The sequence below is a fragment of the Methylobacterium sp. NPDC097929 genome (assembly GCF_049543375.1).
In the GTDB taxonomy this organism is placed as follows: domain Bacteria; phylum Pseudomonadota; class Alphaproteobacteria; order Rhizobiales; family Beijerinckiaceae; genus Methylobacterium.
On sequence record NZ_JBMVEP010000005.1, the window covers coordinates 116,449 to 138,365 of the forward strand.

The 21,917-nt window shown below is 70.9% G+C and carries 20 protein-coding genes; 15 read left to right on the top strand and 5 right to left on the bottom strand.

The annotated features are described in order from the left end of the window. Positions 1-9: 9 nt before the first annotated feature. The 3 genes from ACPCJR_RS14625 to ACPCJR_RS14635 all read right to left on the bottom strand — a co-directional run bounded on the left by ACPCJR_RS14625 (position 10) and on the right by ACPCJR_RS14635 (position 2,047). Complete coding sequence (locus ACPCJR_RS14625) at positions 10-765, bottom strand: ferredoxin reductase (RefSeq protein ID WP_391514001.1); 756 nt, start codon at positions 763-765, stop codon at positions 10-12. Continuing rightward, the gene (locus ACPCJR_RS14630; RefSeq protein WP_391513999.1) at positions 755-1,360 is read right to left on the bottom strand and encodes a sulfite oxidase-like oxidoreductase; all 606 of its coding nucleotides are present in this window, start codon (positions 1,358-1,360) and stop codon (positions 755-757) included. The genes ACPCJR_RS14625 and ACPCJR_RS14630 overlap by 11 nt, the downstream gene beginning before the upstream one ends. 186 nt (positions 1,361-1,546) lie before the next feature. Next, positions 1,547-2,047: a hypothetical protein gene (locus ACPCJR_RS14635; RefSeq protein ID WP_391513997.1), complete on the bottom strand. Its 501-nt coding sequence runs from the start codon at positions 2,045-2,047 to the stop codon at positions 1,547-1,549. 360 nt (positions 2,048-2,407) lie between these two features. Between ACPCJR_RS14635 and ACPCJR_RS14640 the strand changes: the two genes are divergently transcribed. Then, entirely contained in the window at positions 2,408-4,513 is a 2,106-nt protein-coding gene (locus ACPCJR_RS14640; RefSeq protein ID WP_391513995.1) for a TonB-dependent siderophore receptor, read from the top strand. A gap of 32 nt (positions 4,514-4,545) precedes the next feature. Then, a complete protein-coding gene (locus ACPCJR_RS14645; RefSeq protein ID WP_391513993.1) occupies positions 4,546-5,739 on the top strand; it encodes a PepSY-associated TM helix domain-containing protein in 1,194 nt (397 codons plus the stop codon). A 9-nt stretch (positions 5,740-5,748) separates the two neighbouring features. Here the strand turns inward: ACPCJR_RS14645 and ACPCJR_RS14650 are convergent, their stop codons facing one another. Further along, positions 5,749-7,524 carry an ATP-binding response regulator gene (locus ACPCJR_RS14650; RefSeq protein WP_391513992.1) on the bottom strand — a complete coding sequence of 592 codons (1,776 nt, stop codon included), beginning with the start codon at positions 7,522-7,524 and terminating at the stop codon, positions 5,749-5,751. A 353-nt stretch (positions 7,525-7,877) separates the two neighbouring features. Between ACPCJR_RS14650 and ACPCJR_RS14655 the strand changes: the two genes are divergently transcribed. From ACPCJR_RS14655 to ACPCJR_RS14695, 9 genes are all read left to right on the top strand, one after another. Beyond that, positions 7,878-8,606, top strand: coding sequence for a response regulator (locus tag ACPCJR_RS14655; RefSeq protein WP_391513990.1), 729 nt, complete (start codon positions 7,878-7,880; stop codon positions 8,604-8,606). Between the two features lie 242 nt (positions 8,607-8,848). Further along, positions 8,849-9,088, top strand: a complete 240-nt coding sequence (locus ACPCJR_RS14660) for a hypothetical protein (RefSeq protein WP_391513988.1) — start codon at positions 8,849-8,851, stop codon at positions 9,086-9,088. A gap of 11 nt (positions 9,089-9,099) precedes the next feature. Then, entirely contained in the window at positions 9,100-9,309 is a 210-nt protein-coding gene (locus ACPCJR_RS14665; protein ID WP_391513986.1) for a hypothetical protein, read from the top strand. A 129-nt stretch (positions 9,310-9,438) separates the two neighbouring features. Continuing rightward, entirely contained in the window at positions 9,439-11,742 is a 2,304-nt protein-coding gene (locus ACPCJR_RS14670; protein ID WP_391513984.1) for a sensor histidine kinase, read from the top strand. Next, a complete protein-coding gene (locus ACPCJR_RS14675; protein WP_391513982.1) occupies positions 11,739-13,376 on the top strand; it encodes an ABC transporter substrate-binding protein in 1,638 nt (545 codons plus the stop codon). Before ACPCJR_RS14670 ends, ACPCJR_RS14675 begins: the two co-directional genes overlap by 4 nt. A gap of 294 nt (positions 13,377-13,670) precedes the next feature. Continuing rightward, positions 13,671-14,570, top strand: a complete 900-nt coding sequence (locus ACPCJR_RS14680) for a helix-turn-helix transcriptional regulator (protein WP_391513980.1) — start codon at positions 13,671-13,673, stop codon at positions 14,568-14,570. Positions 14,571-14,830: 260 nt separating this feature from the next. Next, positions 14,831-15,691, top strand: a complete 861-nt coding sequence (gene cysE / locus ACPCJR_RS14685) for a serine O-acetyltransferase (RefSeq protein WP_110353408.1) — start codon at positions 14,831-14,833, stop codon at positions 15,689-15,691. 205 nt (positions 15,692-15,896) lie between these two features. Continuing rightward, the gene (locus ACPCJR_RS14690; protein WP_017485459.1) at positions 15,897-16,112 is read left to right on the top strand and encodes a DUF3126 family protein; all 216 of its coding nucleotides are present in this window, start codon (positions 15,897-15,899) and stop codon (positions 16,110-16,112) included. Positions 16,113-16,243: 131 nt separating this feature from the next. Continuing rightward, positions 16,244-16,573 carry a DUF6949 family protein gene (locus ACPCJR_RS14695; RefSeq protein ID WP_110353407.1) on the top strand — a complete coding sequence of 110 codons (330 nt, stop codon included), beginning with the start codon at positions 16,244-16,246 and terminating at the stop codon, positions 16,571-16,573. Positions 16,574-16,582: 9 nt separating this feature from the next. On the opposite strand, the gene ACPCJR_RS14700 is transcribed toward ACPCJR_RS14695, so the two are convergent. After that, on the bottom strand, positions 16,583-17,221 hold the full coding sequence (locus ACPCJR_RS14700) for a S24 family peptidase (protein ID WP_391513979.1): 639 nt from the start codon (positions 17,219-17,221) through the stop codon (positions 16,583-16,585). 235 nt (positions 17,222-17,456) lie between these two features. Between ACPCJR_RS14700 and ACPCJR_RS14705 the strand changes: the two genes are divergently transcribed. The 4 genes from ACPCJR_RS14705 to ACPCJR_RS14720 all read left to right on the top strand — a co-directional run bounded on the left by ACPCJR_RS14705 (position 17,457) and on the right by ACPCJR_RS14720 (position 21,798). Then, the gene (locus ACPCJR_RS14705; protein ID WP_391513977.1) at positions 17,457-17,807 is read left to right on the top strand and encodes a DUF952 domain-containing protein; all 351 of its coding nucleotides are present in this window, start codon (positions 17,457-17,459) and stop codon (positions 17,805-17,807) included. Then, on the top strand, positions 17,804-18,880 hold the full coding sequence (locus tag ACPCJR_RS14710; RefSeq protein WP_391513975.1) for a quinone-dependent dihydroorotate dehydrogenase: 1,077 nt from the start codon (positions 17,804-17,806) through the stop codon (positions 18,878-18,880). The genes ACPCJR_RS14705 and ACPCJR_RS14710 overlap by 4 nt, the downstream gene beginning before the upstream one ends. Before the next feature lie 303 nt (positions 18,881-19,183). After that, positions 19,184-21,499 (top strand): FdhF/YdeP family oxidoreductase, encoded by a 2,316-nt coding sequence (locus ACPCJR_RS14715; protein ID WP_391513973.1) that lies wholly within the window; start codon positions 19,184-19,186, stop codon positions 21,497-21,499. Continuing rightward, positions 21,496-21,798, top strand: a complete 303-nt coding sequence (locus ACPCJR_RS14720; RefSeq protein WP_391513971.1) for a hypothetical protein — start codon at positions 21,496-21,498, stop codon at positions 21,796-21,798. Before ACPCJR_RS14715 ends, ACPCJR_RS14720 begins: the two co-directional genes overlap by 4 nt. Positions 21,799-21,917: the final 119 nt, after the last annotated feature.

Consider the following 21,917-nt stretch of genomic DNA (forward strand, 5'->3'; position numbering starts at 1 on the left):
CCGGACGGGTCAGCCGCCGAAGCGCTCGGTGCGGATCGCGCCGGGCCTGACGCCGGCATCGACCAGCAGGTCGGCCACCGTGCCGACGAAGCCGTTGCCGCCGCAGACGAAGGCGTGGCGCGGCATGCCGAGGCACTCGATCGCCGTATCGATCATCACCCGGTCGATGCGCCGCCCGGCGGTCGCCCCCTCGCGGGTGAGGAGCAGGGTGAGATCGAAGCCGGTCTCGTCGCGGGAGCGGGCAGCCAGTTCCGCCCGGGCGATGGCCTCGGAGGCGCGGCGCGCCGAGTAGATCAGCAGCATCGGCACCTCGGGCGCGCGCAGGGCGCGCTCGCGCACCATGGCGAGCAGGGGCACGACCCCGGACCCGCCGCCGATCAGCAGCACCGGCCCGCCATCCTGCGGCCCCCAGTCGAAGGCGCCGAGCGGGCCGCGTAGCTCGATGTCGTCGCCGACCTCGGCCGTGTCGTTGAAGAAGCCCGAGACCTCGCCCGCCTCCAGCCCCTCGATCATCAGTTCGAGGCCGGCGGGATCGCCGGGCGCCGAGGCGATGGAGTAGCTGCGCTGCGCCTGGTAGCCGTCGGGTGCGGTCAGGCGCACGTCGACATGCTGGCCGGCCCGGTGGGGCCGCTCGAAGGGCGTCGGCAGGGGCGCGAACCGGAAGCTCTTCACCCGCGGCGTCACGGGCGCGATCGACCGGATCGTCGCGACGCGCCAGCGCGAGGGCGTGCCGCCGCTCACGGGGCCGGAGTCCTCAATCGCCACTGAAGCGCTGCTCGCGCCAGGGATCGCCGTACATGTGGTAGCCGCGCAGCTCCCAGAACCCGGCCTCGTCCCGCTCCGTGAAGCGCAGGCCCTTCACCCATTTGGCGCTCTTCCAGAAATAGAGATGCGGCACGAGCAGGCGCGCCGGACCGCCGTGATCGGGCGGGATCGGCTGGCCGTCGTAATGGGTCGCCACCATCGCCTTGCCCTCGGTCAGGTCCGCGACCGGGATGTTGGTGGTGTAGTCGTCGTGGCCTTCCGCCAGCACGAAGCCCGTGGGCGCCGCGAGGCCGGCCGCCGACAGGATGTCGTCGAAGCTCACGCCCTCCCAGGCGGTGTCGAATTTCGACCACTTGGTCACGCAGTGGATGTCGCCGCGCCAACGGGTGCGGGGCAATTCCGCGAATTCCTCCCAGCTCCAGCTCGCCAGCGGCCGGGCGCCCTGACGCAGGGTGAAGCGCCAGCCCTCGGTCGAGACCCGCGGCGTCGGCCCGAGCTGGAGCACGGGAAAGTCGTCGGTCAGATACTGGCCGGGCGGGAGCCGCTCGCGGATTCCCGCGGCCGGGGGCCGCCCGGTGAAGCCTCGCGTCGCCATGCCCTTCTCCGTCGACCCTTCGTATCGGCCTCAAGGCCGCAATTCTCGCCGCAACGCGATCTCGTCCGACAGGCCCCTCAGGCGCCGCAACGGGACTTGCCCCCAAAGCGTTCCCGCGCCCGGCCATGCTTTGCCGGCAAGTGGCCGCGGCGCAAGCCGTCCAACAGCGCCTCCCGGGAGCCGCGGTCAGGCCGCCCGGGGCGGATCGGACCGGGGAAGCCGCAGGATCCGGGGCCGCCAGATGCCGAGCACGACGTTGACCACCGCGACGGCGAGGATCACCCAGAGCGTGTTGCGCTCGGCCGCGAGCGCCCCGGTGAGGGTAGCGGGGTCGAGCTGCCCGGCGAGGGCGGCGGCGCTGCGGCGGGCCTCCTCCTGCATCGGTCCCTGGATGCCGACGAAGCCGCCCTCGAACACCAGCACGCCGGTGGCGAGCTTGACCCAGGCCCAGCCCGCCTCGCGAAACCCCGGGTGGAGCGCGACGGCCAGCAGCCCGGACACCAGCGTCAGGCCGAGGGAGGGCAGGAAGATCCAGGTGGCGACCGCCCCCATCGCCCCGCGCATCAGCGCGTAGCCGGCCAGCGAGGACGGTGGAGGGGTCAGGCTCAACAGCACGATGAGGCAGGCCATCGCCCCCATCAGCCCGACCGCGCCCATGGTGTGGAGGAACTTGAGAAGGCGTCGCATGTCCGGTGCGCCCCCGCCTTGGCCTTCGTCTCAAGGATCGGAGACGCGACGATCAGCGATTGTAGACGCGATGGCGGACAGGGGGCGAGGGCAGGCCGGCACAAGCGTTCGTGAGCCAGTCCTTCTTTAGACAAATAACAAATTGTTGTCTGATCGCAACGCCTTACGTGCGATGCGCCGCATCCCGGGAAATCGTTGGGCGGACGCTTGCCGTTACAAAAACATCCTATGTAAGGCCCTCCCCGACCGGTCATGGAGCGCCGGCTTCGGATCGGAACGGCGATGGGCAAGGCAGCGCGGGGAACGGATCGCCGCGACGGGGATGGAGCCTTCGTTCTCCTCGCCCGAACCGGCCTGTCCATGGCTCTTCTCTCGGCCTGGCCGCTGGGCCTGCGCGCGCAGACGGTCGCGCCGGAGGCGGGCGAGATCGTCCTGTCCGAACTCTCTGTGACGGGCAGCGGCGAGCGGGCGAGCGGCCCGGTGGTCGGCTACCGGGCGACGCGCTCGGCGAGCGCCACCCGGACGGACACCGCCCTGCGCGACGTACCGCAATCGGTTCAGGTCGTGCCCCGCGAGGTGCTGGTCGATCAGCAGGCCGTCCGCCTGACCGACGCGCTCACCAATGTCAGCAACGTGCAGCCGGCGGGCACGATCCAGGGCCGCTCCGACACCTACATCCTGCGCGGCTTCCGCACGCAGACCTACGCCATCGACGGCCTGCTGATGAACCCGGCCAACTCCTTCCAGCCGACGCACCGAGATCTGGCCAATGTCGAGCGGATCGAGGTGCTCAAAGGCCCGGCCTCCGTCCTCTACGGGCAGGGCGATCCCGGCGGCCTCATCAACATCGTGACGCGCCAACCCACTCTCACGCCCTCCGCCGATCTCACCGTGCAGGGCGGCTCCTACGGCTTCCGGCGCGTGCAGGGCTCGGTCTCGGGAGCGATCCCGAGCGTGGAGGGGCTGGCCGCCCGTTTCAGCTTCGGCACGCAGAACGAGGCGACCTTCCGCGATTTCGGCGGTCCGGAGAATTCCCGCCACTTCTTCGCGCCGGCCTTCTTCTGGAATCCCGACCCGTCCACCCGCGTCTTCCTCAACGCCGAGTTCAGCCGCCAGCACAGCCAGTACGACGAAGGCCTGATCGCCTTCCGCGGCCGGGTCCCGCTCGACAACATCCGCCGCTACTACGGCGAGCCGTGGTCCCGCTATTACGGCGAATCGAACATGATCACGCTGCTCGCCGAGCACGACGTGAACGAGAACCTGACCCTGCGGCAGGCCATCAACGGGCAGTGGGGCGCCTTCGACGCCCTGGCGACCCGGGCCACCGGCGTCAACGCCGCCGGCACCACGGTGACCCGCCGCCTCACCGAGACCGACTCGATCTATCACTCCATCGACAGCCGGACCGAGGCGCTCTGGCGCTTCGAGGACCCGTTCGGCTTCCGACACACGGCGCTGGCCGGTTTCGAGATCGTGGACGGCTTCCGCCATCCCCTCACCACGCAGGGGGCGGCGACGTCGGTCTCCTTCCTCAACCCGATCCGGGGGTCGGTGCCGCAGATCGGCACGCTCACCCTGCAGAACGACCTGCGGCAGAAGCTCCGCCTGTTCGGGGTCTACCTGCAGGACCAGATCGAGTTCTTCCCCGGGCTGCAGCTCGTGCTCGGCATGCGCCTCGACACCGCCAACCAGCTCTACTTCCAGCGCACGCCGACCACGCGGACGATCCCGCCGGAGCAGAACCTCACGGGCACCTCGCCGCGGGTCGGCCTCGTCTGGCGGCCACTGGAGCCGTTGACCCTCTACGGCAGTTACACGACCTCCTTCACGCCGCAGACTGCCAACGTCCTCGAGGTCGCGAGCCCGCCCCCGGAGACCGGCGAGCAGGTGGAGGTGGGCGTCCGCTTCGACCTGATTCCCGACCGGCTCACGGTGAGCGGCGCCGCCTTCCGCATCCTGCGGGCGAACGTCGCCGTCGCCGATCCGGTCAATACCGGCTTCTCGATCATCACCGGCGAGCAGCGCTCGCAAGGGTTCGAGGGCGACATCGCGGGCGAGATCCTGCCAGGCTGGAAGGTCATCGGCGGCATCGGCTACCTGGACGCGACGGTGACGAAGGATTCGACGGTTCCGGTCGGCAACCGCCTGCCCGCGGCGCCGGTCTTCAGCACCAGCCTGTGGTCGACCTACCAGTTCCAGGCCGGCCCCTTCCGGGGCTGGGGCTTCGGCGCCGGCGTCACCTATGTCGGCGAGCGCTTCGGCGACATCACCAACACCTACAAGGTCGGCGCCTATGCCCGGCTCGACGCGGCCCTGTTCTACGAACTCGACCCGACTTGGCGCTTCGCCGTGAACGGCCGCAACCTGACCGACCGGCGCTACATCGAGCAGCCCTTCAATCCGTTCAACAACCTGCCCGGCGCGCCCCTGACGGTGCTGGCCAGCCTGACCGCACGGTATTGAGGACAGCCGAGATCGGATCTCCCCGGAGCGACATGCCGCGCGCCCTCCCTTCCCTCCGCATTCTCTTGTTTCGCCTGCACTGGGCGCTCGGCCTCACCGCCGGGCTCGTGCTCGCGCTCATGGGCGTGACGGGGGCGCTGATGAGCTACGAGGAGGCGGTCATCGCCTTCGCCAACCGCGACCGCGCGGCGGTGGCGGTGCGGGACGGGCAGCCCGGCCTGGCGCCGGGTCCGCTGGCGGCGCGGATCGAGGCGCAGGCGCGGGAGGCCGGGCAGGAGCGGCGGGTCGCCGCCCTCACGCTCTCGAACGATCCGGGCCGGAGCGTCGTGGCCCGCTTCGCCCGGCCGCGGACGGGCGGCGAGCGCCCGCCCTCGGTCTACGCCGATCCCTACGACGGAACGGTGCTCGGCCCCGTGCGGCTGGAAGCGGCCTTCGCCACGGTGGAGCACCTGCACCGCTGGCTGCTGATCCCCGGTGAGGGCAAGGGCTGGGGCCGCACGCTCACCGGCGCCTGCGCCCTGGCCCTTCTCGTCTTCCTCGGCAGCGGCCTCGTCCTGCGCTGGCCGGGACGGCACGGCTGGCGGGTCTGGCTCCGGCCGATCCTCGCCCGGCCCGGCCGTGCGCGCTGGTGGTCCCTGCACGCGGTGATCGGCACGTGGCTGCTGCCGGTCTACGCGATCCTCGCCCTGTCGGGGCTGTGGTGGTCCTACGAGAGCTATCGCGCCGGCGCCACCTGGCTCCTCACGGGGCAGTTTCCCGAGACGCGCCCCGCCGGACGGATGCCGGAACGCAAGCCCCCCGACCTCGGCCCCGACGGTTCACCCGCCCTCGATGCGGCCTGGGCGGCCTTCTCGGCCACGCACGCGGCACGACTCGTCACCGTCACCCTGCCGGCGCCCGAGGCGGCAGCGATCCGCATCCGCTGGCACGCCGCGGAGGGAAGCCCGCGCAACGAGGCCACCTACGACGCCCGAACCGGCGCACTCGTCAGCGACCGGCGCTCCGACGAGGCGGGACTCGGCACCCGCATCGCTCAGAACATGCTGGAGGTGCATCGCGGCCGCTTCTTCGGCGCTCCCGCCGCGCTGCTGTTCTGCCTCGCCGCCCTCGCCATGCCGGGGTTTTTCGCGACCGGCGTGACGCTCTACTGGCTGCGCCGCCGGGCGCGGCGGCGTCGGATCGCCGAGCCTCCGGCGCGGTCGGTGGAAGTGGCGGGACGGGGCTGAAGGACCTGCCTACCACACCCCGACGACCTCCTTCGGAAAGCGCAGCGAGAAGACGGCGCCCTGGCCCGGTCCCTCCGAGACCGCCTCGGCCCGGCCGCCATGCAGTTCGGCGATGCGCTTGACGATGGAGAGGCCGAGGCCCGTCGAGCCCTCGCCGCCGGTGGGCTTGGCCGAGAGGCGTTGGTAGCGGCCGAACAGGCGGCCCGCATCCTCGGGCGAGAGGCCGGGGCCATGGTCGGCCATCGCACAGACGTAGTCGTCCCCCTCCACGCGCACGCCGATCGTGATCCGTCCGCCGGGATAGGAATACTTGATGGCGTTCGAGACGAGGTTGTCGAGGGCCTCGCGCAGGCGCTCGGCATCGCCGCAGAGGTGGAGCGGCGCGGGCAGATCCGTGACGAGGCTCTGCCCTTTCGAATCCGCGAGCGGCCGGTTGGCCTCGCAGACCTCCCGGGCGAGTCCGGCCAGATCGACGGGCTCGCGCCGCAGGGTGATGTCGAGGGCATCGTTCATCGCGTCGGCCATGAGGCTGTCGATCATGCCGATCAGGCGCCGGGCCGAGGTGCGGATGTGCTCGACCTGGCCCACCATCGCCGTGCGCGCCTCCTCCGGCCCGGAGGTCGGGCCGGCGCGCAGATCGATGAGGTCGGCGAGCATCTCGGAGCGTCCGAGGATCACCGCGAGCGGGTTCTTCAGGTCGTGGGCGATGGTGCCCAGGATCTCGGTCTTCAGGCTGTTGGCCCGGCGCAGGTCGGAGCGCTGCATGTCGAGGCGACGGTTGGCGCGGATCAGTTCGGCGGTGCGCTCGACGACGCGCTGTTCCAGGGTGACGTTGGCGCGCTGCAGCCGCTCGTAGAGGATGACGTTGTCGAAGGCGACCGAGAGGCGGCCGGTCAGCAGGGTGATCAGCGCGCGGTCCGTGTCGGAGAGCGGGCGGTCGGTGTCGATGAGCGCGACGATCTCGCTGCCGCTCGCCGTCTGCACGTAGAGGGTGGAGAAGTGGTCGCCGAAGCTGTGGCAGCGCGCGGCGAAGGCCTGCTCCACCAGGGGCTGGATGTCGGGGTCGAGCGGCCAGCCGGGCTCGCGGCCGACATAGCCGCCGTAGAGGCCCGCCCCCGCGAGCACGCAGTAGCCGGGCTCGGCGGTTTCGAGAACCTCGCCCTCGCGCAGCACCAGGATGCCGGCGCAATCGACGTTGAGGAGCGAGGCGACCTGGGTGAGCACGCCCTGCGCGAGGCGCTGCATCGACTTGTGGTCGAGCAGCATCGGCGCGGCGTCGATGATGATCTCCAGGCCTCGCCGGGTCTCGTCGAGCCGGCGCAGCTGCTGGTAGGCTCTCAGCGCCGCGGTCAGACTGGTGAAGAGCTTGTCGGCGGTGAGTTCGGTCTTCGCCTTGTAGTCGTTGATGTCGTAATCGACGATGACCCGGCGCTCCGGCGCCTGGCCCGGCTGCCCGGTGCGCAGGATGATCCGGACGGTCTCCTCCCTCAGCTCCCGGCGGATGTAATCGACGAGGCGCAGGCCCGCATCGTCGGTCTCCATCACCACGTCGAGCAGCACGATGGCCACGTCCCGCCGCTCGGCCAGCAGCGCGCGCGCCTCCTGCGCCGAGTAGGCGGAAAGGATCTCCAGCCCCCGCCCGTCGAGGACGTAGCCGGCCAGCGCGTAGCGGGTGCCCTCGTGGACGGCCGGGTCGTCGTCGACCACCGCGATGGTCCAGGTGCCGGAGCGGGCCGGCTGGCCGGGCTCCTCGTCGGGGATGAGTTCGAGCCGGTCGTCATCCATCGCCGCAAAGGTCTCCCAAGATCCGGCGCCTCCCTTCCCTGCAAGCCGCCGGTGGGGTGCCGTTCAGGAACGGGTGCGAAGCGGCTTAGCGGAGATGGATAAAGAAATCTTTTTGAAAGGCGCCGAGTCTTTACACCGTGTCCGAGAAATCGATCGGATTCGGATTCAGCACCCGCACGTCCGGAAAGCAACCACCGGGCGCAGGAGAGCCGTTGATCGCGTGTCCGTCAGCGTCGCCAAGTGGGAAAGGATCGGGCATGGTCGCGATGAAAGAGTTCGGACGTCGCTTCGATTCGGGAGAAGCTTGGAGTGAGCAGGCGCGCAGTGTCATCGGTCCGGGAAAGATCCGCGTGATGACTGGCTCGGGTCCCCACATTGCCGTCGTGGACGACGAGGCGGATGCCCGCGCCATGGTCGGCGACTACCTGCGCCTGCACGGCTTCGACGTGACGCTGTGCGAGGGCGGGCGGGCGCTGCGGACGCATCTGGAGGGGCGCACGCCCGACCTGATCGTGCTTGATCTCAACATGCCGGAAGAGGACGGTCTCTCCATCGTGCGGGACCTGAAGGCCCGCAGCCGCATCCCGATCATCATGCTGACCGCCACCGCGAGCCCGATCGACCGGGTGGTGGGGCTCGAACTCGGCGCGGACGACTACCTGCCCAAGCCCTGCGAGCTGCGCGAACTCGTGGCCCGGGTGCGCTCGGTGCTGCGCCGGGTGCAGGTCGAGCCGGCAGCCCCGCCGGCTGCGAAACCCGAGACGCCCTCGCGAAAGGTTCGGTTCGGCACGAAGTGGCTCGAACTCGACGCCCTGCGCCTGCGCGACGATGCGGGCGTGGAGCAGCCGCTGACGCGCTCGGAATTCGACCTCCTCAAGGCCTTCGCCGACCATCCGAAGCGGGCGCTGTCGCGGGAGCGGCTGCTCGACCTCGCCGATGCCCGCGACCCGGACGCGTTCGACCGGGCGATCGACGTGCGGATCAACCGGATCCGCAAGAAGGTGGAGCCCGATCCGGCCCATCCCCGCTACATCCGCACCGTACGCGGCCTCGGTTACATCTTCCGGCCCGACGGGGATTGAGACCGCGCGAAACGCTCGCGGCGCCGTCGACGAGAGGGCGTCCGCGACCGGGCTTTTCTCGGGAGACGCCGGGCCGGAGCGAGCGATTGTTTCGTCCTCGGCGCGGGCCACGCAACAAAGCCCCCGTCATCCCCTGATCCTGTCACCGGCGACGCAAAACGCCGGATACGACCCGCCTCTACAAGCCGTCTCAACGAAGGCGGCGGAAGCCGGAGGGGGATGTCATGCAAGGATTGGTGTCGATGTTCGCCGCGAGCGCGGTGCTGTCCGCGGGCCTCGTCGCCGGTCTGGCCGCGGCCGATGCCTCCTCCGGTCCCACCCCCGCTGCCGTGGCCTGGAACGATCCGCCAGCGCGGGCGACGAAGCCCGCTCCGACCGCGACGAACCCGGCCGCCTGCGCCCCGTCCCCGTGGCCCACCCGCCTCGCCGGCTGCGCCGCCGACGGCCGGCGCGTGCGGGTGATCGCTCTCACGCAGCCCTGAGGGAGGCCGACATGCCGCATTTCTCCAAGGATCTGCTGGATTCCCGGCCGGAGGCGCTCGCCGCCCTGCGCGAGGTGCTGCACGGGCGCCAGAAGGGCGGACGCACGGGCCAGCCCCGCCCGGCCACGCCGCCCAGCGCGGAGGAGCGCTTCGGCGTCGCGGCGGGGGGCCGCGCGACGCCGGTGCGCAAGCGGCGCCCCTCCGCCCTGGCGCGAACCTGACGCGTCCCGCCCGGCAAGGATGCCGAAGCTGCGCGAGTCGCGCGCAAAAGCCTTGTCCCGCGGCGCTTTTCCGGCAACGATCCCGTCTCATCGAAGGATGCTCCCGAGGGAGCCCGCTGCGGGGCGAGGATGCGGGTCGGGCGGAAGATTGCCCTGGTCGGCGGAGTCCCGATCCTCGTCGCTGCGGCCATCGCCGCGGCGGGCTGGTTCCTGCTCGCTCAAGGGGAGCGCGCCCGGTCCGGCGCCCTGCTCGCCGCACGGGTCTATCACGACCTCACCCTGGCGCGGATGGTGCGCGACGACTACGCCGCCCGCCCGGACGCGCGCGCGGCCTACGAGCGGCAGTTCTCCGACCTGACCGACCGGGCCGGACGAGGCCTCGACACCCTGCGCGGCCAAGCACGCACCCGGGGTCAGGCCGAGCGGGCCGCCTCCGCCCGGGCCTCGCTCGACCGCTCCGTGGCACGGATGCGGGATTTCGTGGCCGTCACCCGCGAGAACGACGCGCTCATCGCCGAGATGGGGCGGCGCGCCACCCGGCTGACCGATCTCGCCGAGCAGGCGCGCCAGCGCCAGCAGGCCTCCAACGTCGATCTTGCCTGGACCCTCAAGGGAAAGGTGAACCGGCTGCGCGCAACCCGCGACGTGGTCATGGGCTTCAACGCCCTTCTGACGGCGGCCGGTCGCCTCGAACGGGCGCAAGCACGGGCCGCTGACGCCGCCGCCGATGCCGTGCGCGCCGAGCGGACCCGCCTGGTCCATGCCGGGAGCGATCTCGCGGCCGCCCTGCGCACCACCTCCCGCGAGGCGGAGGCCGCCGAGATCGAGGCGGGGATCGCGGCTCTGGCCGCCGCCCCGCAGACGAGTGCGGCGCCCCTCGAGCGGCTGACGGAATGGAGCGAGCGCCTTCTCAAGATCGTGTCGTCCGAGCAGCGCACCCTGGACGACGAGGTCGCCCAACTTCTCGCCTACTCCATCGAGGCGAGCGCGACGGAGCAGGCCGCACAGAACATCGGCATCACGACGCTCAAACTCGGCCAGCGCAGCGCCGACGCCCTGATGCGCCGCGACGTCGAGGCGGTCTCGGCCCTGATCGGCGAGGGCGAACGCCTCGCGGCGAGCGCCCGCGCCCTGCCGATCTCGCCGCTGATCCAGGCCGACATGGTCGAGGCCATCGACGGCTGGCGCGAGCGGCTGGCCACCACCATCAGCGGGCTCAAGCGCCAGAACGCGATGATCGCGGAGATGGACGGTCTCGCCGCGAGCACGAGCGAGGCCGCCCGCGCCCTCAACGACGACGCGGTCGAGGATGCGGACCGGTTCGGCGCCTTTCTGGGGCAGCTCCTCCTCGCGGGGGCGGCCGTCGGCCTGCTGCTGGGGGCCTTGGCGGCGCTGGCGGTGGCGCGCTCGATCCTCGTGCCGCTGCGCCAGCTCCAGGGCGACATGATCGCGCTCGCCGCCGACCCGAAGGCGGCGGGACTCTCGGGCACGCAGCGCACCGACGAACTCGGCGACATCGCCCGGGCGACGAACTTCTTCGTCACCGAGATCGGACGGCGCGAGCGGGCGCTGCGGCGGGCAAAGGATCAGGCGGACCATGCCCTGCAGGACCTGCACCGGGCGCAGGACGACCTGATCCGGGCGGAAAAACTCGCCTCGCTGGGGCAGCTCGTGGCCGGCGTCGCCCACGAGATCAACACGCCGCTCGGCATCGCGCTCACCACGGCGACGCTGGTGCGCGACGAGACCCGGACGTTCCAGTCGGTGGTCGCGGCCGGCACCCTGTCGCGCTCGCGCCTGACCCACTTCATCGATCGAGTCGGCGAGGGCACGAACCTGCTCTGCGCCAACCTGACCCGGGCCGCCGACCTCGTCCACGGCTTCAAGCAGGTGGCCGTCGACCGGGCCAGCGACGAGCGCCGCAGCTTCGACCTCGGCGTCTGGCTCGACGAATTGCTGGCGAGCCTCCAGCCCATGCTGCGCAAGGGCGGCCACCGGATTCGGCGGGACTGCCCGCCCGACATCGTCGTGGACACCTATCCCGGCGTGCTCGCCCAGGTCGTCACGAATCTCATCACCAATGCGGTGGTGCACGGCTTCTCCGGGGCTGAGCGGCCCGGCACCATCACCGTGCGGGTCTCCTCCCTCGGCGCCCTCGTCCGGCTCGAGGTTGTCGACGATGGCGGCGGCATCGCGGGGGAAAATCTCGGTCGGATCTTCGATCCGTTCTTCACCACCGCCCGCTCGCGCGGCAGCACCGGCCTCGGCATGCACATCGTCCACAATCTGGTGACGGCCAAGCTGCAGGGGCGCATCACCGTCGAGAGCGAGCCGGGCCGCGGCACGCTGGTGCGGCTGGATTTTGCGCGCGAGCCCGCCGGGGCCGAGCGCCCCGCCGCGCCCCGTCCCACCGCCGGAGCGCAGGCACGATGAAGCCATTCTTCCGCGCGAGCACCGTCTTCCGCGCGAGCGCCGCGCTGTTGGCCGCCCTTTCCGTCCTCTCGGCCGGATCGCTGCCGGGACAGGCGCGCACCCTGGTCTACTGCTCGGAGGGCAATCCCGAATCCCTCGATCCGGGCCGCGTCACCACGACCACGGCGATGAACGTGACGTGGCAGATGTTCAACAACCTCGTCGAGTTCGTCCCCGGCACCACGGATCTGCGGCCGGCGCTCGCCGAGTCCTGGCAGGTCTCGGATGGCGGCCGAACCTACGACTTCACCCTGCGCGCCGGTGTGCGCTTCCACGCCAATGCCCGCTTCGTGCCGAGCCGGCCGCTCAACGCCGACGACGTGCTGTTCAGCTTCGGCCGCCAGTGGCAGCCGGAACATCCCTACCACCGGGTCGGCGGCACCTTCGCCTATTTCCGCGATCTCGGCCTTCCCGGGCTGATCGAGGGCATCGAGCGGCTGGACGAGCGCCGGGTCCGGTTCCGGCTGAAGGAGCCGGACGCGACCTTCCTGCCGAACCTCGCCCAGGCCTTCGGCGGCATCCTGTCGGCGGAATATGCCGAGCAGCTCGCGGCTCGCGGCGCGCAGGACGAGCTCGCCCGCGCGCCCGTGGGAACGGGCCCCTTCCGCTTCGTCGATTACCGTCCCGACCTCGCCGTGCAGTACCGCCGCTTTCCCGAATACTGGCGCGAACCGGCCGCCGAAGGGACCGGGTCGGTCGAAGGCCTCGTCTTCTCGATCACGCCGAACGCGGCCGTGCGCCTCACCAAGCTGAAGGCCGGCGAGTGCCACGTCATGGCCTTTCCCGGCACGGCCGATCTCGACGCGGTGCGCGCCGACCCGACCCTCGCCCTCCTCTCGGCCGAGGAGCTGAACGTCGCCTACCTCGCGCTCAACACCACCCGGGCGCCGATGACGGACCTGCGGGTGCGCCGCGCCGTCAGCCTCGCCATCGATCGGCGCGCCATCGTCGAGGCCGTCTACGGCCCGGCCGGCACGATCGCGCGCAATCCGCTGCCGCCGGGAAGCTGGGCTTTCCATGGTGGGCTGCCCCAGCCCGGCTTCGACGGCGAGGCCGCCCGACGCCTCATGGCCGAGGCCGGCTTTCCCGACGGGTTCGAGACCGACCTGTGGTTCCTGCCGGTCAGCCGGCCCTACAACCCCGACGGACGACGCGTCGCGGACATGATCCGCGCGGATCTTGCCCGAATCGGTATCCGCGCGCGGCTGACGACCCGCGGCTGGAACGAGTACCGGGCGGCGCTCTACGGCGGCGAGCCCACGATGATGCTCTACGGCTGGACCAGCGACAACGGCGACCCCGACAACTTCATGAACGTGTTGCTCGGCTGCCGGGCGGCGGCCCCGGGCGGGGCCAACCTCGCCCGCTGGTGCGATTCCCGCTACGACGCGGCCGTGCAGGAGGCACGCCGCACCGACGACCGGGACACCCGTACCCGGCTCTACCGCGAGGCCCAGACTCTCTTTCACGAAGCCTCGCCCTGGGTGCCCCTGGCCCACACCGTGGTCCACATGGCGGCCCGGCGCGGCGTCGCCGGCTTCCGGATGGACCCGCTCGGGCGTCATCTCTTCGAGGGAGTGACGGTGAAGGAATAATGTTTCGCAGCGCAGCGCAGCCCCATACGTTGCGGTGCGATATGTCATATATTATCCATTGACGCGTTCGCATGGATGCCACGCTTGGGCGATGGGTTGCACGCCGGCCCGTCAGTCGCCAGATATGCGCCTTCCATCGCGCCGGTATGCCTTGCGTGAGCCATAGCCTGTGCGTTGCAGTCGGCGGCTCGGTCCGGTGGGCGGGATCGTGCCGGTCGCGCGGCTTCGGCCTGGGCGCAGGCATTCACGTGGATCGAGGCGGGCGTCGGAAGGGGACGAGAAGTGAGTGAGGCCATGACCGACGCGGCCGATCAAGAGGCGAACTTCCTGAACGAGTTGGGCCGGCGGGTTCGCCATGCCCGGACCGTCCGCGGTCTCTCGCGCAAGCTGCTCTCCCAGGCCTCCGGCCTGTCCGAGCGCTACATCGCCCAGCTCGAGAGCGGCCAGGGCAACGTCTCGATCATCCTCCTGCGGCGCGTCGCCAACGCGATGGGCATGCGCCTCGACGACCTCGTGTCCAGTCAGGAGACCTCGTCGGACTGGCGGGTGATCCGCGACCTGCTCGATCAGGCGACGCCCGACCAGATCGCGCTGGCGAAGGCGGCCCTGGCGGGCTCGGCCGGCGCGGAGGCACGGGCGATCCGGCGGCGCGTGGCCCTGGTCGGCCTGCGCGGAGCCGGCAAGTCGACCCTCGGGCGGATGGCCGCGGCCCATCTCGGCTGGCGCTTCGTCGAGCTGAACACCGAGATCGAGCGCGAGAACGGCCTTTCGGTGCGGGAGATCTTCGCGATCTACGGCCAGGAGGGCTACCGGCGCCTGGAGCAGAAGGCCCTGCGCGGGCTCGCCGAGCATCCCGGGCCGATGGTGCTCGCCACCGGCGGCAGCATCGTCGCCGAGCCCCTGACCTACGATCTGCTGCTCTCGTCCTTCTACACGATCTGGCTTCAGGCCCGCCCCGAGGAGCATCTGCAGCGGGTGCGCGAGCAGGGTCATGTCGAGGGCAAGGGCGATCCGTCCTGGGTTCTGGACGACCTGCGCGCCGTGCTGATCAGCCGCGAGCCGCTCTACGCCCGCGCCTCGGCGGTGGTGGACACCTCTGGCGTGCCCGTCGAGACCATGGCCGCGCGCCTGATCGACGTGATCGAGAACCGCTTCAGCGGCAACGACAACGGCGGCACGCGCCCGGCCGCGTGAGGCCGACGGGCCGGGCCAGGCCCTCTTGATGCGGGGCGGACGCACCCCAAGCTGTAAGGCTTGACGCGGCGCGGGCGGAGACGAAACTCTTCGCCCGGACCGTTTTCACGATGTCCGTCATGCCCCTATGCGCCGTCCGGCGATGGATCCGGTCTCGTTCCGGTCCGCTCGCGGGGGTGCACCGTGATTGGTCCGCGACGCCCCCGGCGTCGCGGCGTCAGGCCGGAGGGACAACCGGCCCATCCGTCGAGGAGGAATGCATGTCCGCCAGTCCTGCGCTCAGCCCGGCCTCCGGGCGTGAGGCGATCGCCGGCGTCGTCGATCCGCTCTGGACGCGCGTGCGCAACGAGGCGGAAGCGGTGGTGCGCGACGAGCCGCAGCTCGCCTCCTTCTTCGTCGCCACCATCCTCAACCATCCGACCCTGGAGGCGGCGGTCGCCCACCGGGTCGCGACCCGGCTGGGTCACCCCTCCCTGTCGACGGAACTCGTCGCCCACGGCTTCCACGAGGCGCTTCAGGACGACGCCTCCATCGGCCAGAGCATGCGCGCCGACATCCTCGCGGTGATGGACCGCGACCCCGCGACCACCCGGGCGCTGGAGCCGCTGCTCTACTTCAAGGGCTTCCACGCGATCCAGGCCCACCGGCTCGCCCACTGGTACTGGGGCCAGGGCCGGCGCGACCTCGCGCTCTACCTCCAGAGCCGGTCCTCGGAGGTGTTCCAGACCGATATCCATCCCGCAGCCCGGATCGGGCGCGGCGTGTTCTTCGATCACGCCACCGGCGTCGTGGTGGGCTCGACCGCGGTGATCGAGGACGACGTCTCCATCCTGCACGCGGTGACGCTTGGCGGCACGGGCAAGCACGGCGGCGACCGCCATCCGAAGATCCGCCGCGGCGTGATGATCGGCGCGGGCGCCAAGATCCTCGGCAACATCGAGGTCGGGGCCTGCGCCCGGGTCGCGGCGGGCTCCGTGGTGCTGCGGCCGGTGCCGCCCCACACCACCGTCGTCGGCGTGCCGGCCCGCGTCGTCGGCGCTGCCGGCTGCGCCGAGCCCGCTCGCTCCATGGACCAGCTCGTGGCGATGAGCGAGTTCGTCGACATCGCCGGCGGGATCTGAGGCGGTCCCGCGGCCCGCCTTCCACGCACGGATCCGGCGCCTCAGCCCAACAAATGGTCAGGACATGGGGCGGACTTGAGGGGACGGGCCGCTTGCCTGCCCTGCCCCGACGTGGCAAGCCGCCCCGCACCATCCGAAGCCCCACCTACGCTGCTGCCGGAACCGCATGTCCCGGCACGCGGCGCCTCGCAAAAAGGTTGACGGCGTGACCAAGACTGAAGTCGCCAAGCTGCAGGATTACCTGCGCCGCAAGTTCGCCAACGCCAACATCCGCGTCGTGGCGATGAAGACGGGTGATTCCGCCGAGGTCTTCATCGGCGACGAGTCGATCGGCGTGCTCGCCGACGACAAGGAGGACGGCGACGATTCCTTCACCTTCCGCATGGCGATTCTCGACATCGACCTCGAAGAAGACGCCTGAGCCTCGCGCACGCCGCCCCGGCCCCGCATGCCTGTGGGCGGCGTTAGCGTTAACGAAACGTCTTTCTTAACAAGTCGTAAACGATCGGTCAGACTGCGCGTCGTATCCTGAAAAGGAGTGCCGAGCGCGTCATGACCGTGAGCCCGTCTTCCCTCGAATCGATCCAGGCGCTCATCATCGGTCTCGCGCTGTCGGGGCTGCTGGCGAGCGCCTTCGAATACGCCACGAACCGGCGCGCGAGCTTCCGGCTCCTGGAGGCCGGCGGCGTCTCGGCCATCGCCGCCCTGCCGGTGCTGGCCTTCGGCGCGCCCTTCATCATCCTGCGCAACACCCTGCGGGGGCGTCGCCTGGAGCGGCGGCCGATTCCCTTCGTGATGATCGCCACGATGATCGCTTGCGGCTGGAGCCTGCTCTCGGGCCACGTCGCACTCGACATGGCCCACCTGCTGACGGGCCTCTGAGGCCCGCGGCTACTGCCGCACCCACATCACCCGGGCCATCCAGGCGACCTCGGCCAGCGGCACCGTGCGGTCCTCGTGCTCCGGGTTGAGCGAGGCCAGCTCGACCGTGCGCGCCGTGCGGCGGCGCAATTCCTTGGCCAGCACCTCGCCGCTGTTGAGCCGGGCGACGATGCGGTCGCCCTTGCGGATGCTGGCGGCCGGCGCGACGATCAGCACGTCGCCGTCGCGGTAGAGCGGCATCATCGAATCGCCCTGCACCTCCAGGGCGAAGGCGCGCTCCTCGCCGAGATCGGGAAACTCGATCTCCTCCCAGCCCGGGCCGCCGGTGGGCATGCCCTCGTCGGTGAAGAAGCGTCCCGATCCGGCCTGGGTCAGGCCGATCAGCGGCACCGTCGCTGCCGCGCGCGCCGGCCCCTCGCGCGAATCGACCAGGCGCAGGAAGTCGTCGAGGCCGGCCCCCGTCGCGGCGAGGACCTTCGAGATCGACTCCGTGGAGGGCCAGCGCTTGCGCCCGTCGGGACCGACCCGCTTCGAGCGGTTGAAGCTCGTGGCGTCGAGGCCCGCGCGGCGGGCCAGCCCCGAGGCGGAGTAGCCGTAACGTTCGGCCAATCGGTCGATGGCAGTCCAGATCTGCTCGTGCGACAGCATGGCGGCCTCGGCCCGGCGCGTCTGCCGTTGAGACATACGGCCTAGTGATAGGAAACTAGAACCCGCTCGACTCGAACGCAAACGGAAGCGTTCCGGGCGGGCAATGTCGCATCCGGGCGCTCCCGGGTGAAGGCATCGCCCGGCAAATTTCCTGCCGCGCGCGAATGGTTGCCGCGCAGGCAGCCGCGCCCTATCGCTCGCGCAGCTGCCCCGGAGAGACTGCAAGGGAGACCGGATGGCCCTCGTCTACAAGATCTGCCCGCGAAGCCTCTGGCAGGAGGCGGAACGCCTCGGCCGCTTCACCGGCGCCCCGGTCGACCGCGCCGACGGCTTCATCCATTTCTCGACGGCCGAACAGGCGGCCGAAACCGCCGCGCGCCACTTCGCCGGGCAGGACGACCTGCTGCTCGTCGCGGTGGAGGTGGAGGCCCTCGGGGACGCCCTGCGCTTCGAGCCCTCGCGGGGCGGGGCCCTGTTTCCCCATCTCTACGGCGACCTGCCCGTGCGCGCCGTGCGCTCGGTGAGCGACCTGCCGCTCGGGGCGGACGGGCGCCACGTCTTCCCGGAAGGGATACCCCAGGCATGATCGAAGCCCTCTTTCCTCTCGCCCGGCCGCTGCTGCACGGGCTCGATGCCGAGACGGCGCACGATCTGACGATCCGCGGCCTCTCCCTGCTGCCGCCGCGCCGGCCCGAGGCCGACGATCCGGCGCTGGCCGTCGAGGCGTTCGGGCAACGCTTCCCCAACCCGGTCGGCCTCGCCGCCGGCTTCGACAAGGGGGCACGGGTCGCGGACGCGCTCCTCGGCCTCGGCTTCGGCTTCGTGGAAGTCGGGGGCGTGGTGCCGCAGCCGCAGCCCGGCAATCCGCGCCCGCGGGTGTTCCGGCTGGCTCGCGACCGAGCGGTCATCAACCGCTTCGGCCTCAACAGCGAGGGGCTCGACGTGGTGGCCGACCGCCTGAGGGCGCGCGCGGGCCGCGAGGGCCTCGTCGGCGTCAACATCGGCGCCAACAAGGAATCGCAGGACCGGCTCGCCGATTACGTCGCCTGCACCGCGCGGCTCGCGCCGCACGTGGCCTTCATCACCGTCAACGTCTCCTCGCCCAACACGCCGGGCCTGCGCGACCTCCAGGGCGAGGCCTTTCTCGACGACCTCCTGGCCCGCGTCGTCGCCGCCCGCGACGCCAGCGGCTCGCGCGCCGCGGTGCTCCTGAAGATCGCCCCCGATATCGCGCTGGAGGGCCTCGACGCCATGACCGCCACGGCCCTGCGCCGCGGCATCCAGGGCCTCGTGGTCTCGAACACCACGGTCGCCCGTCCGGCGACGCTGGCCGAAGCCAGTCTCGCCCGGGAGACCGGGGGCCTGTCCGGCCGGCCGCTGTTCGGCCCCTCGACGCGCCTGCTCGCGGAGACTTTCCTGCGGGTCGGCGATCGCATTCCCCTGGTCGGCGTCGGCGGCATCGACTCGGCGGAGGCGGCCTGGACCAAGATCCGGGCCGGCGCGCGCCTCGTCCAGCTCTACTCCGCCCTCGTCTACGAGGGACCGGGCCTCGTCGGCACGATCAAGCGCGGCCTGCTTCAGCGGGTGAAGGCGGAAGGATCGGCCGGTCTCGCCGCCGTCGTGGGCCGGGACGCAGCGGCGATCGCGCGGGGTGATTGAACTGAAACAGCACCTTGCTTCCGACGCCGGAACTTTGATGCAATGCACCAAAATTCCGGCGGTTTGAGCCCTATGAACAGTGCCGCCAAGGCTTGAGCCATTCCAGAAACGGGCACCTTCTGGAACTAAACCAAGTTGTCCTGCATCTTACGAATGCCTCCCCCGCTTTCGCCCGCGCATCACCTCGCAGCCGCGAGATGATATTTACGGGAGCCGAGATCCGACACCGCTCACCCGCCACGGGGGCGGCGGGCGCGGATCGTCGGCGACATCTCGACATCGCGAAGAAAGCCGGGCTCTCGGATGGACCGTTCGGAAGGCTTGACCAAGCGCTCCTCCGCCGCGGGCGGCTGGGGCGCGCTGAAGAGCTGCGGCAAGCACCTCCTGGGCAGCCGGGCGCCGCTCTCGGGTGCACGGGCCCTGCTCTCGGCGAACCAGCCCGACGGCTTCGACTGCCCCGGCTGCGCCTGGGGCGATCCGGCTCACGGCTCCTCGTTCGAGTTCTGCGAGAACGGCGTGAAGGCGGTCTCCTGGGAGGCGACCGACAAGCGCACGCCGCCGCGCTTCTTTGCCAAGCACACGGTCTCGGAGCTGCGCGGCTGGACGGACTACGCTCTGGAGAGCCAGGGCCGCCTGACCCATCCGATGCGCTACGACGCCGACAGCGACAGCTACCGGGCCGTGGCCTGGGAGGACGCCTTCGCCGAAATCGGCGCAACGCTGCGTGGCCTCGACCATCCCGACCAGGCCGAGTTCTACACCTCCGGCCGCGCCTCCAACGAGGCGGCCTATCTCTACCAGCTCTTCGCCCGGGCCTACGGCACCAACAACTTCCCCGATTGCTCGAACATGTGCCATGAGGCGAGCGGCATCGCCCTTACCCAGGCCATCGGCATCGGCAAGGGCACCGTGCTGCTCGAAGATTTCGAGCGGGCGGACGCGATCTTCGTCGTCGGCCAGAACCCCGGCACCAACCATCCGCGCATGCTGGGCGACCTGCGCCGGGCGGCCGAGCGCGGCGCCCGGGTTGTGGTGCTCAACCCCGTGCGCGAGCGCGGGCTGGAGCGCTTCGCCGACCCGCAGAACAGCGTCGAGATGCTGCGCGGCGCCAGCCGCCCGATCGCCAGTCACTACTACCAGCCCAAGCCCGGCGGCGACATGGCCGCCTTCCGCGGCATCGCCAAGGTCGTCTTCGCCCAAGACGCGGCGGCCCTCGCCGCGGGGCGGCCTTCGCTCCTCGACCACGCCTTCATCGCCGCGCATACCAGCGCCTTCGCCGATTACCGCGCGGCGGTCGAGGCGACGGAGTGGGAGGCGATCCTCGACCAGTCCGGCCTGACCCGCGAGCAGATCGAGACCGCGGCCGAGGTCTATCTCGGTGCCGAAAAGGTCATCGCGACCTGGGCGATGGGCGTGACCCAGCACCGCCATTCCGTCGCGACCATCCGCGAGATCACCAACCTGCTGCTCCTGCGCGGCCATATCGGCCGGCCCGGCGCCGGTTTGTGCCCGGTTCGCGGCCATTCCAACGTCCAGGGCGACCGCACGGTCGGCATCAACGAGAAGCCGCCCGTCGCGCTTCTCGAAGCGCTGGATCGCGAGTTCGGGCTCAGCGCGCCGCGTAAGGCGGGCCACAACGTACTCGGTGCCATCGGCGCCATGCTCGACGGCTCGGCCAAGGCTTTCATCGGCCTAGGCGGCAACTTCGTGCGCGCCACCCCCGACACCCGGCTGGTGGAGAAGGCCCTCGCCGGCTGCGAACTCACCGTCCACATCGCGACCAAGCTCAACCACTCGCACCTCGTGCCGGGGCGGATCGCCTACCTGCTGCCCTGCCTCGGGCGCACCGAGATCGACCGCAACAGTCGGGGCAAGGTGCAGATCGTGACCGTCGAGGATTCGATGAGCATGGTCCACGGTTCGGGCGGCATCAACAAGCCCGCCTCGCCGGAGCTGCGCTCGGAAATCGGCATCATCGCCGGCATGGCCGCCGCCACGCTCGGTTCGGAGCGAATCGACTGGGCGGCGCTCGCCGACGATTACGACCTGATCCGCGACCGCATCGAGCGGACGATTCCCGGCTTTGCCGGCTTCAACGCCCGGGTGCGCCGGCCGCGCGGCTTCATGCTGCGCAATCTGGCTGCCGAGCGCGTGTTCGAGACCGCGACCGGCCGGGCCGGCTTCTCCAGCGGCCCGTTGCCCGTCGCCACCGAGCACCAGCGCGCGAGCCGGCAGGGCGACACCTTCGTGCTGCAGACCTTCCGCAGCCACGACCAGTACAACACCACGATCTACGGCCTCGACGACCGCTACCGCGGCGTCTACGGCGAGCGCCGGGTGGTGTTCGCGAACCCGGAGGACCTCGCCGAGTTGAAGGCGCGGGCGGGCGAGCGGGTCGATCTCGTCTGCGTCCACGCCGATGACGGCGTCGAGCGGGTGGCGGAGGATTTCCGCCTGGTGCCCTTCGACATGCCGCGCGGCGCGCTCGCCGGCTACTATCCGGAACTCAACGTGCTGGTGCCGCTCTCGGCCTTCGGCGAGTTCTCGGACACCCCGACCTCGAAATCGGTGCTGGTCCAAGTGCGCGCCCGCGCGGCGTCCGTTGGGAAAGCCGCGTGAGCGCGCCTCCCGCCGACGCCGAGACCTTCCTGGCCGCGACCGACACGCTCGCGGCGCTCCGGCCGGAATTGAGCCTTCTGGAGGCCGGCATCCTCGCCGGCCTGCATCTCGGGCTCGCCGAGGATAGCCGCAGCTTCGCCCGCATCTTCGGCGTCGAGCACGCCCTGGTGCTGCGGGCGGTCGAGGGCCTGTCGGCGGAAACCCTGCTGACCGTGACCGCCCGCGACGGGCGCACCCAGCGCACCCGCTACGCGGCGAGCCCGACCGGGAGCGCCGTGCTCACCGCCCTGGCGGCCTGACTGTCTCCCACAAGACTCCCGCTGCGCTGTCACGGGCGGTGGCGAAACGGTCGGTGACCGGGCGTTTCTTGAGGCACTTTAGAGCATCGTCCCGAAAGGTGGCCGCCGGCTTTCGGAAA

Bases quoted from the DNA above. Each gene is read 5' to 3' on its own strand.
- ACPCJR_RS14630 (WP_391513999.1), bottom strand. From the start codon at position 1,360: ATGGCGACGCGAGGCTTCACCGGGCGGCCCCCGGCCGCGGGAATCCGC.
- ACPCJR_RS14635 (WP_391513997.1), bottom strand. From the start codon at position 2,047: ATGCGACGCCTTCTCAAGTTCCTCCACACCATGGGCGCGGTCGGGCTG.
- ACPCJR_RS14640 (WP_391513995.1), top strand. From the start codon at position 2,408: ATGGCTCTTCTCTCGGCCTGGCCGCTGGGCCTGCGCGCGCAGACGGTC.
- ACPCJR_RS14645 (WP_391513993.1), top strand. From the start codon at position 4,546: ATGCCGCGCGCCCTCCCTTCCCTCCGCATTCTCTTGTTTCGCCTGCAC.
- ACPCJR_RS14650 (WP_391513992.1), bottom strand. From the start codon at position 7,524: ATGGATGACGACCGGCTCGAACTCATCCCCGACGAGGAGCCCGGCCAG.
- ACPCJR_RS14655 (WP_391513990.1), top strand. From the start codon at position 7,878: ATGACTGGCTCGGGTCCCCACATTGCCGTCGTGGACGACGAGGCGGAT.
- ACPCJR_RS14660 (WP_391513988.1), top strand. From the start codon at position 8,849: ATGTTCGCCGCGAGCGCGGTGCTGTCCGCGGGCCTCGTCGCCGGTCTG.
- ACPCJR_RS14665 (WP_391513986.1), top strand. From the start codon at position 9,100: ATGCCGCATTTCTCCAAGGATCTGCTGGATTCCCGGCCGGAGGCGCTC.
- ACPCJR_RS14670 (WP_391513984.1), top strand. From the start codon at position 9,439: ATGCGGGTCGGGCGGAAGATTGCCCTGGTCGGCGGAGTCCCGATCCTC.
- ACPCJR_RS14675 (WP_391513982.1), top strand. From the start codon at position 11,739: ATGAAGCCATTCTTCCGCGCGAGCACCGTCTTCCGCGCGAGCGCCGCG.
- ACPCJR_RS14680 (WP_391513980.1), top strand. From the start codon at position 13,671: ATGACCGACGCGGCCGATCAAGAGGCGAACTTCCTGAACGAGTTGGGC.
- cysE (WP_110353408.1), top strand. From the start codon at position 14,831: ATGTCCGCCAGTCCTGCGCTCAGCCCGGCCTCCGGGCGTGAGGCGATC.
- ACPCJR_RS14695 (WP_110353407.1), top strand. From the start codon at position 16,244: ATGACCGTGAGCCCGTCTTCCCTCGAATCGATCCAGGCGCTCATCATC.
- ACPCJR_RS14700 (WP_391513979.1), bottom strand. From the start codon at position 17,221: ATGCTGTCGCACGAGCAGATCTGGACTGCCATCGACCGATTGGCCGAA.
- ACPCJR_RS14705 (WP_391513977.1), top strand. From the start codon at position 17,457: ATGGCCCTCGTCTACAAGATCTGCCCGCGAAGCCTCTGGCAGGAGGCG.
- ACPCJR_RS14710 (WP_391513975.1), top strand. From the start codon at position 17,804: ATGATCGAAGCCCTCTTTCCTCTCGCCCGGCCGCTGCTGCACGGGCTC.
- ACPCJR_RS14715 (WP_391513973.1), top strand. From the start codon at position 19,184: ATGGACCGTTCGGAAGGCTTGACCAAGCGCTCCTCCGCCGCGGGCGGC.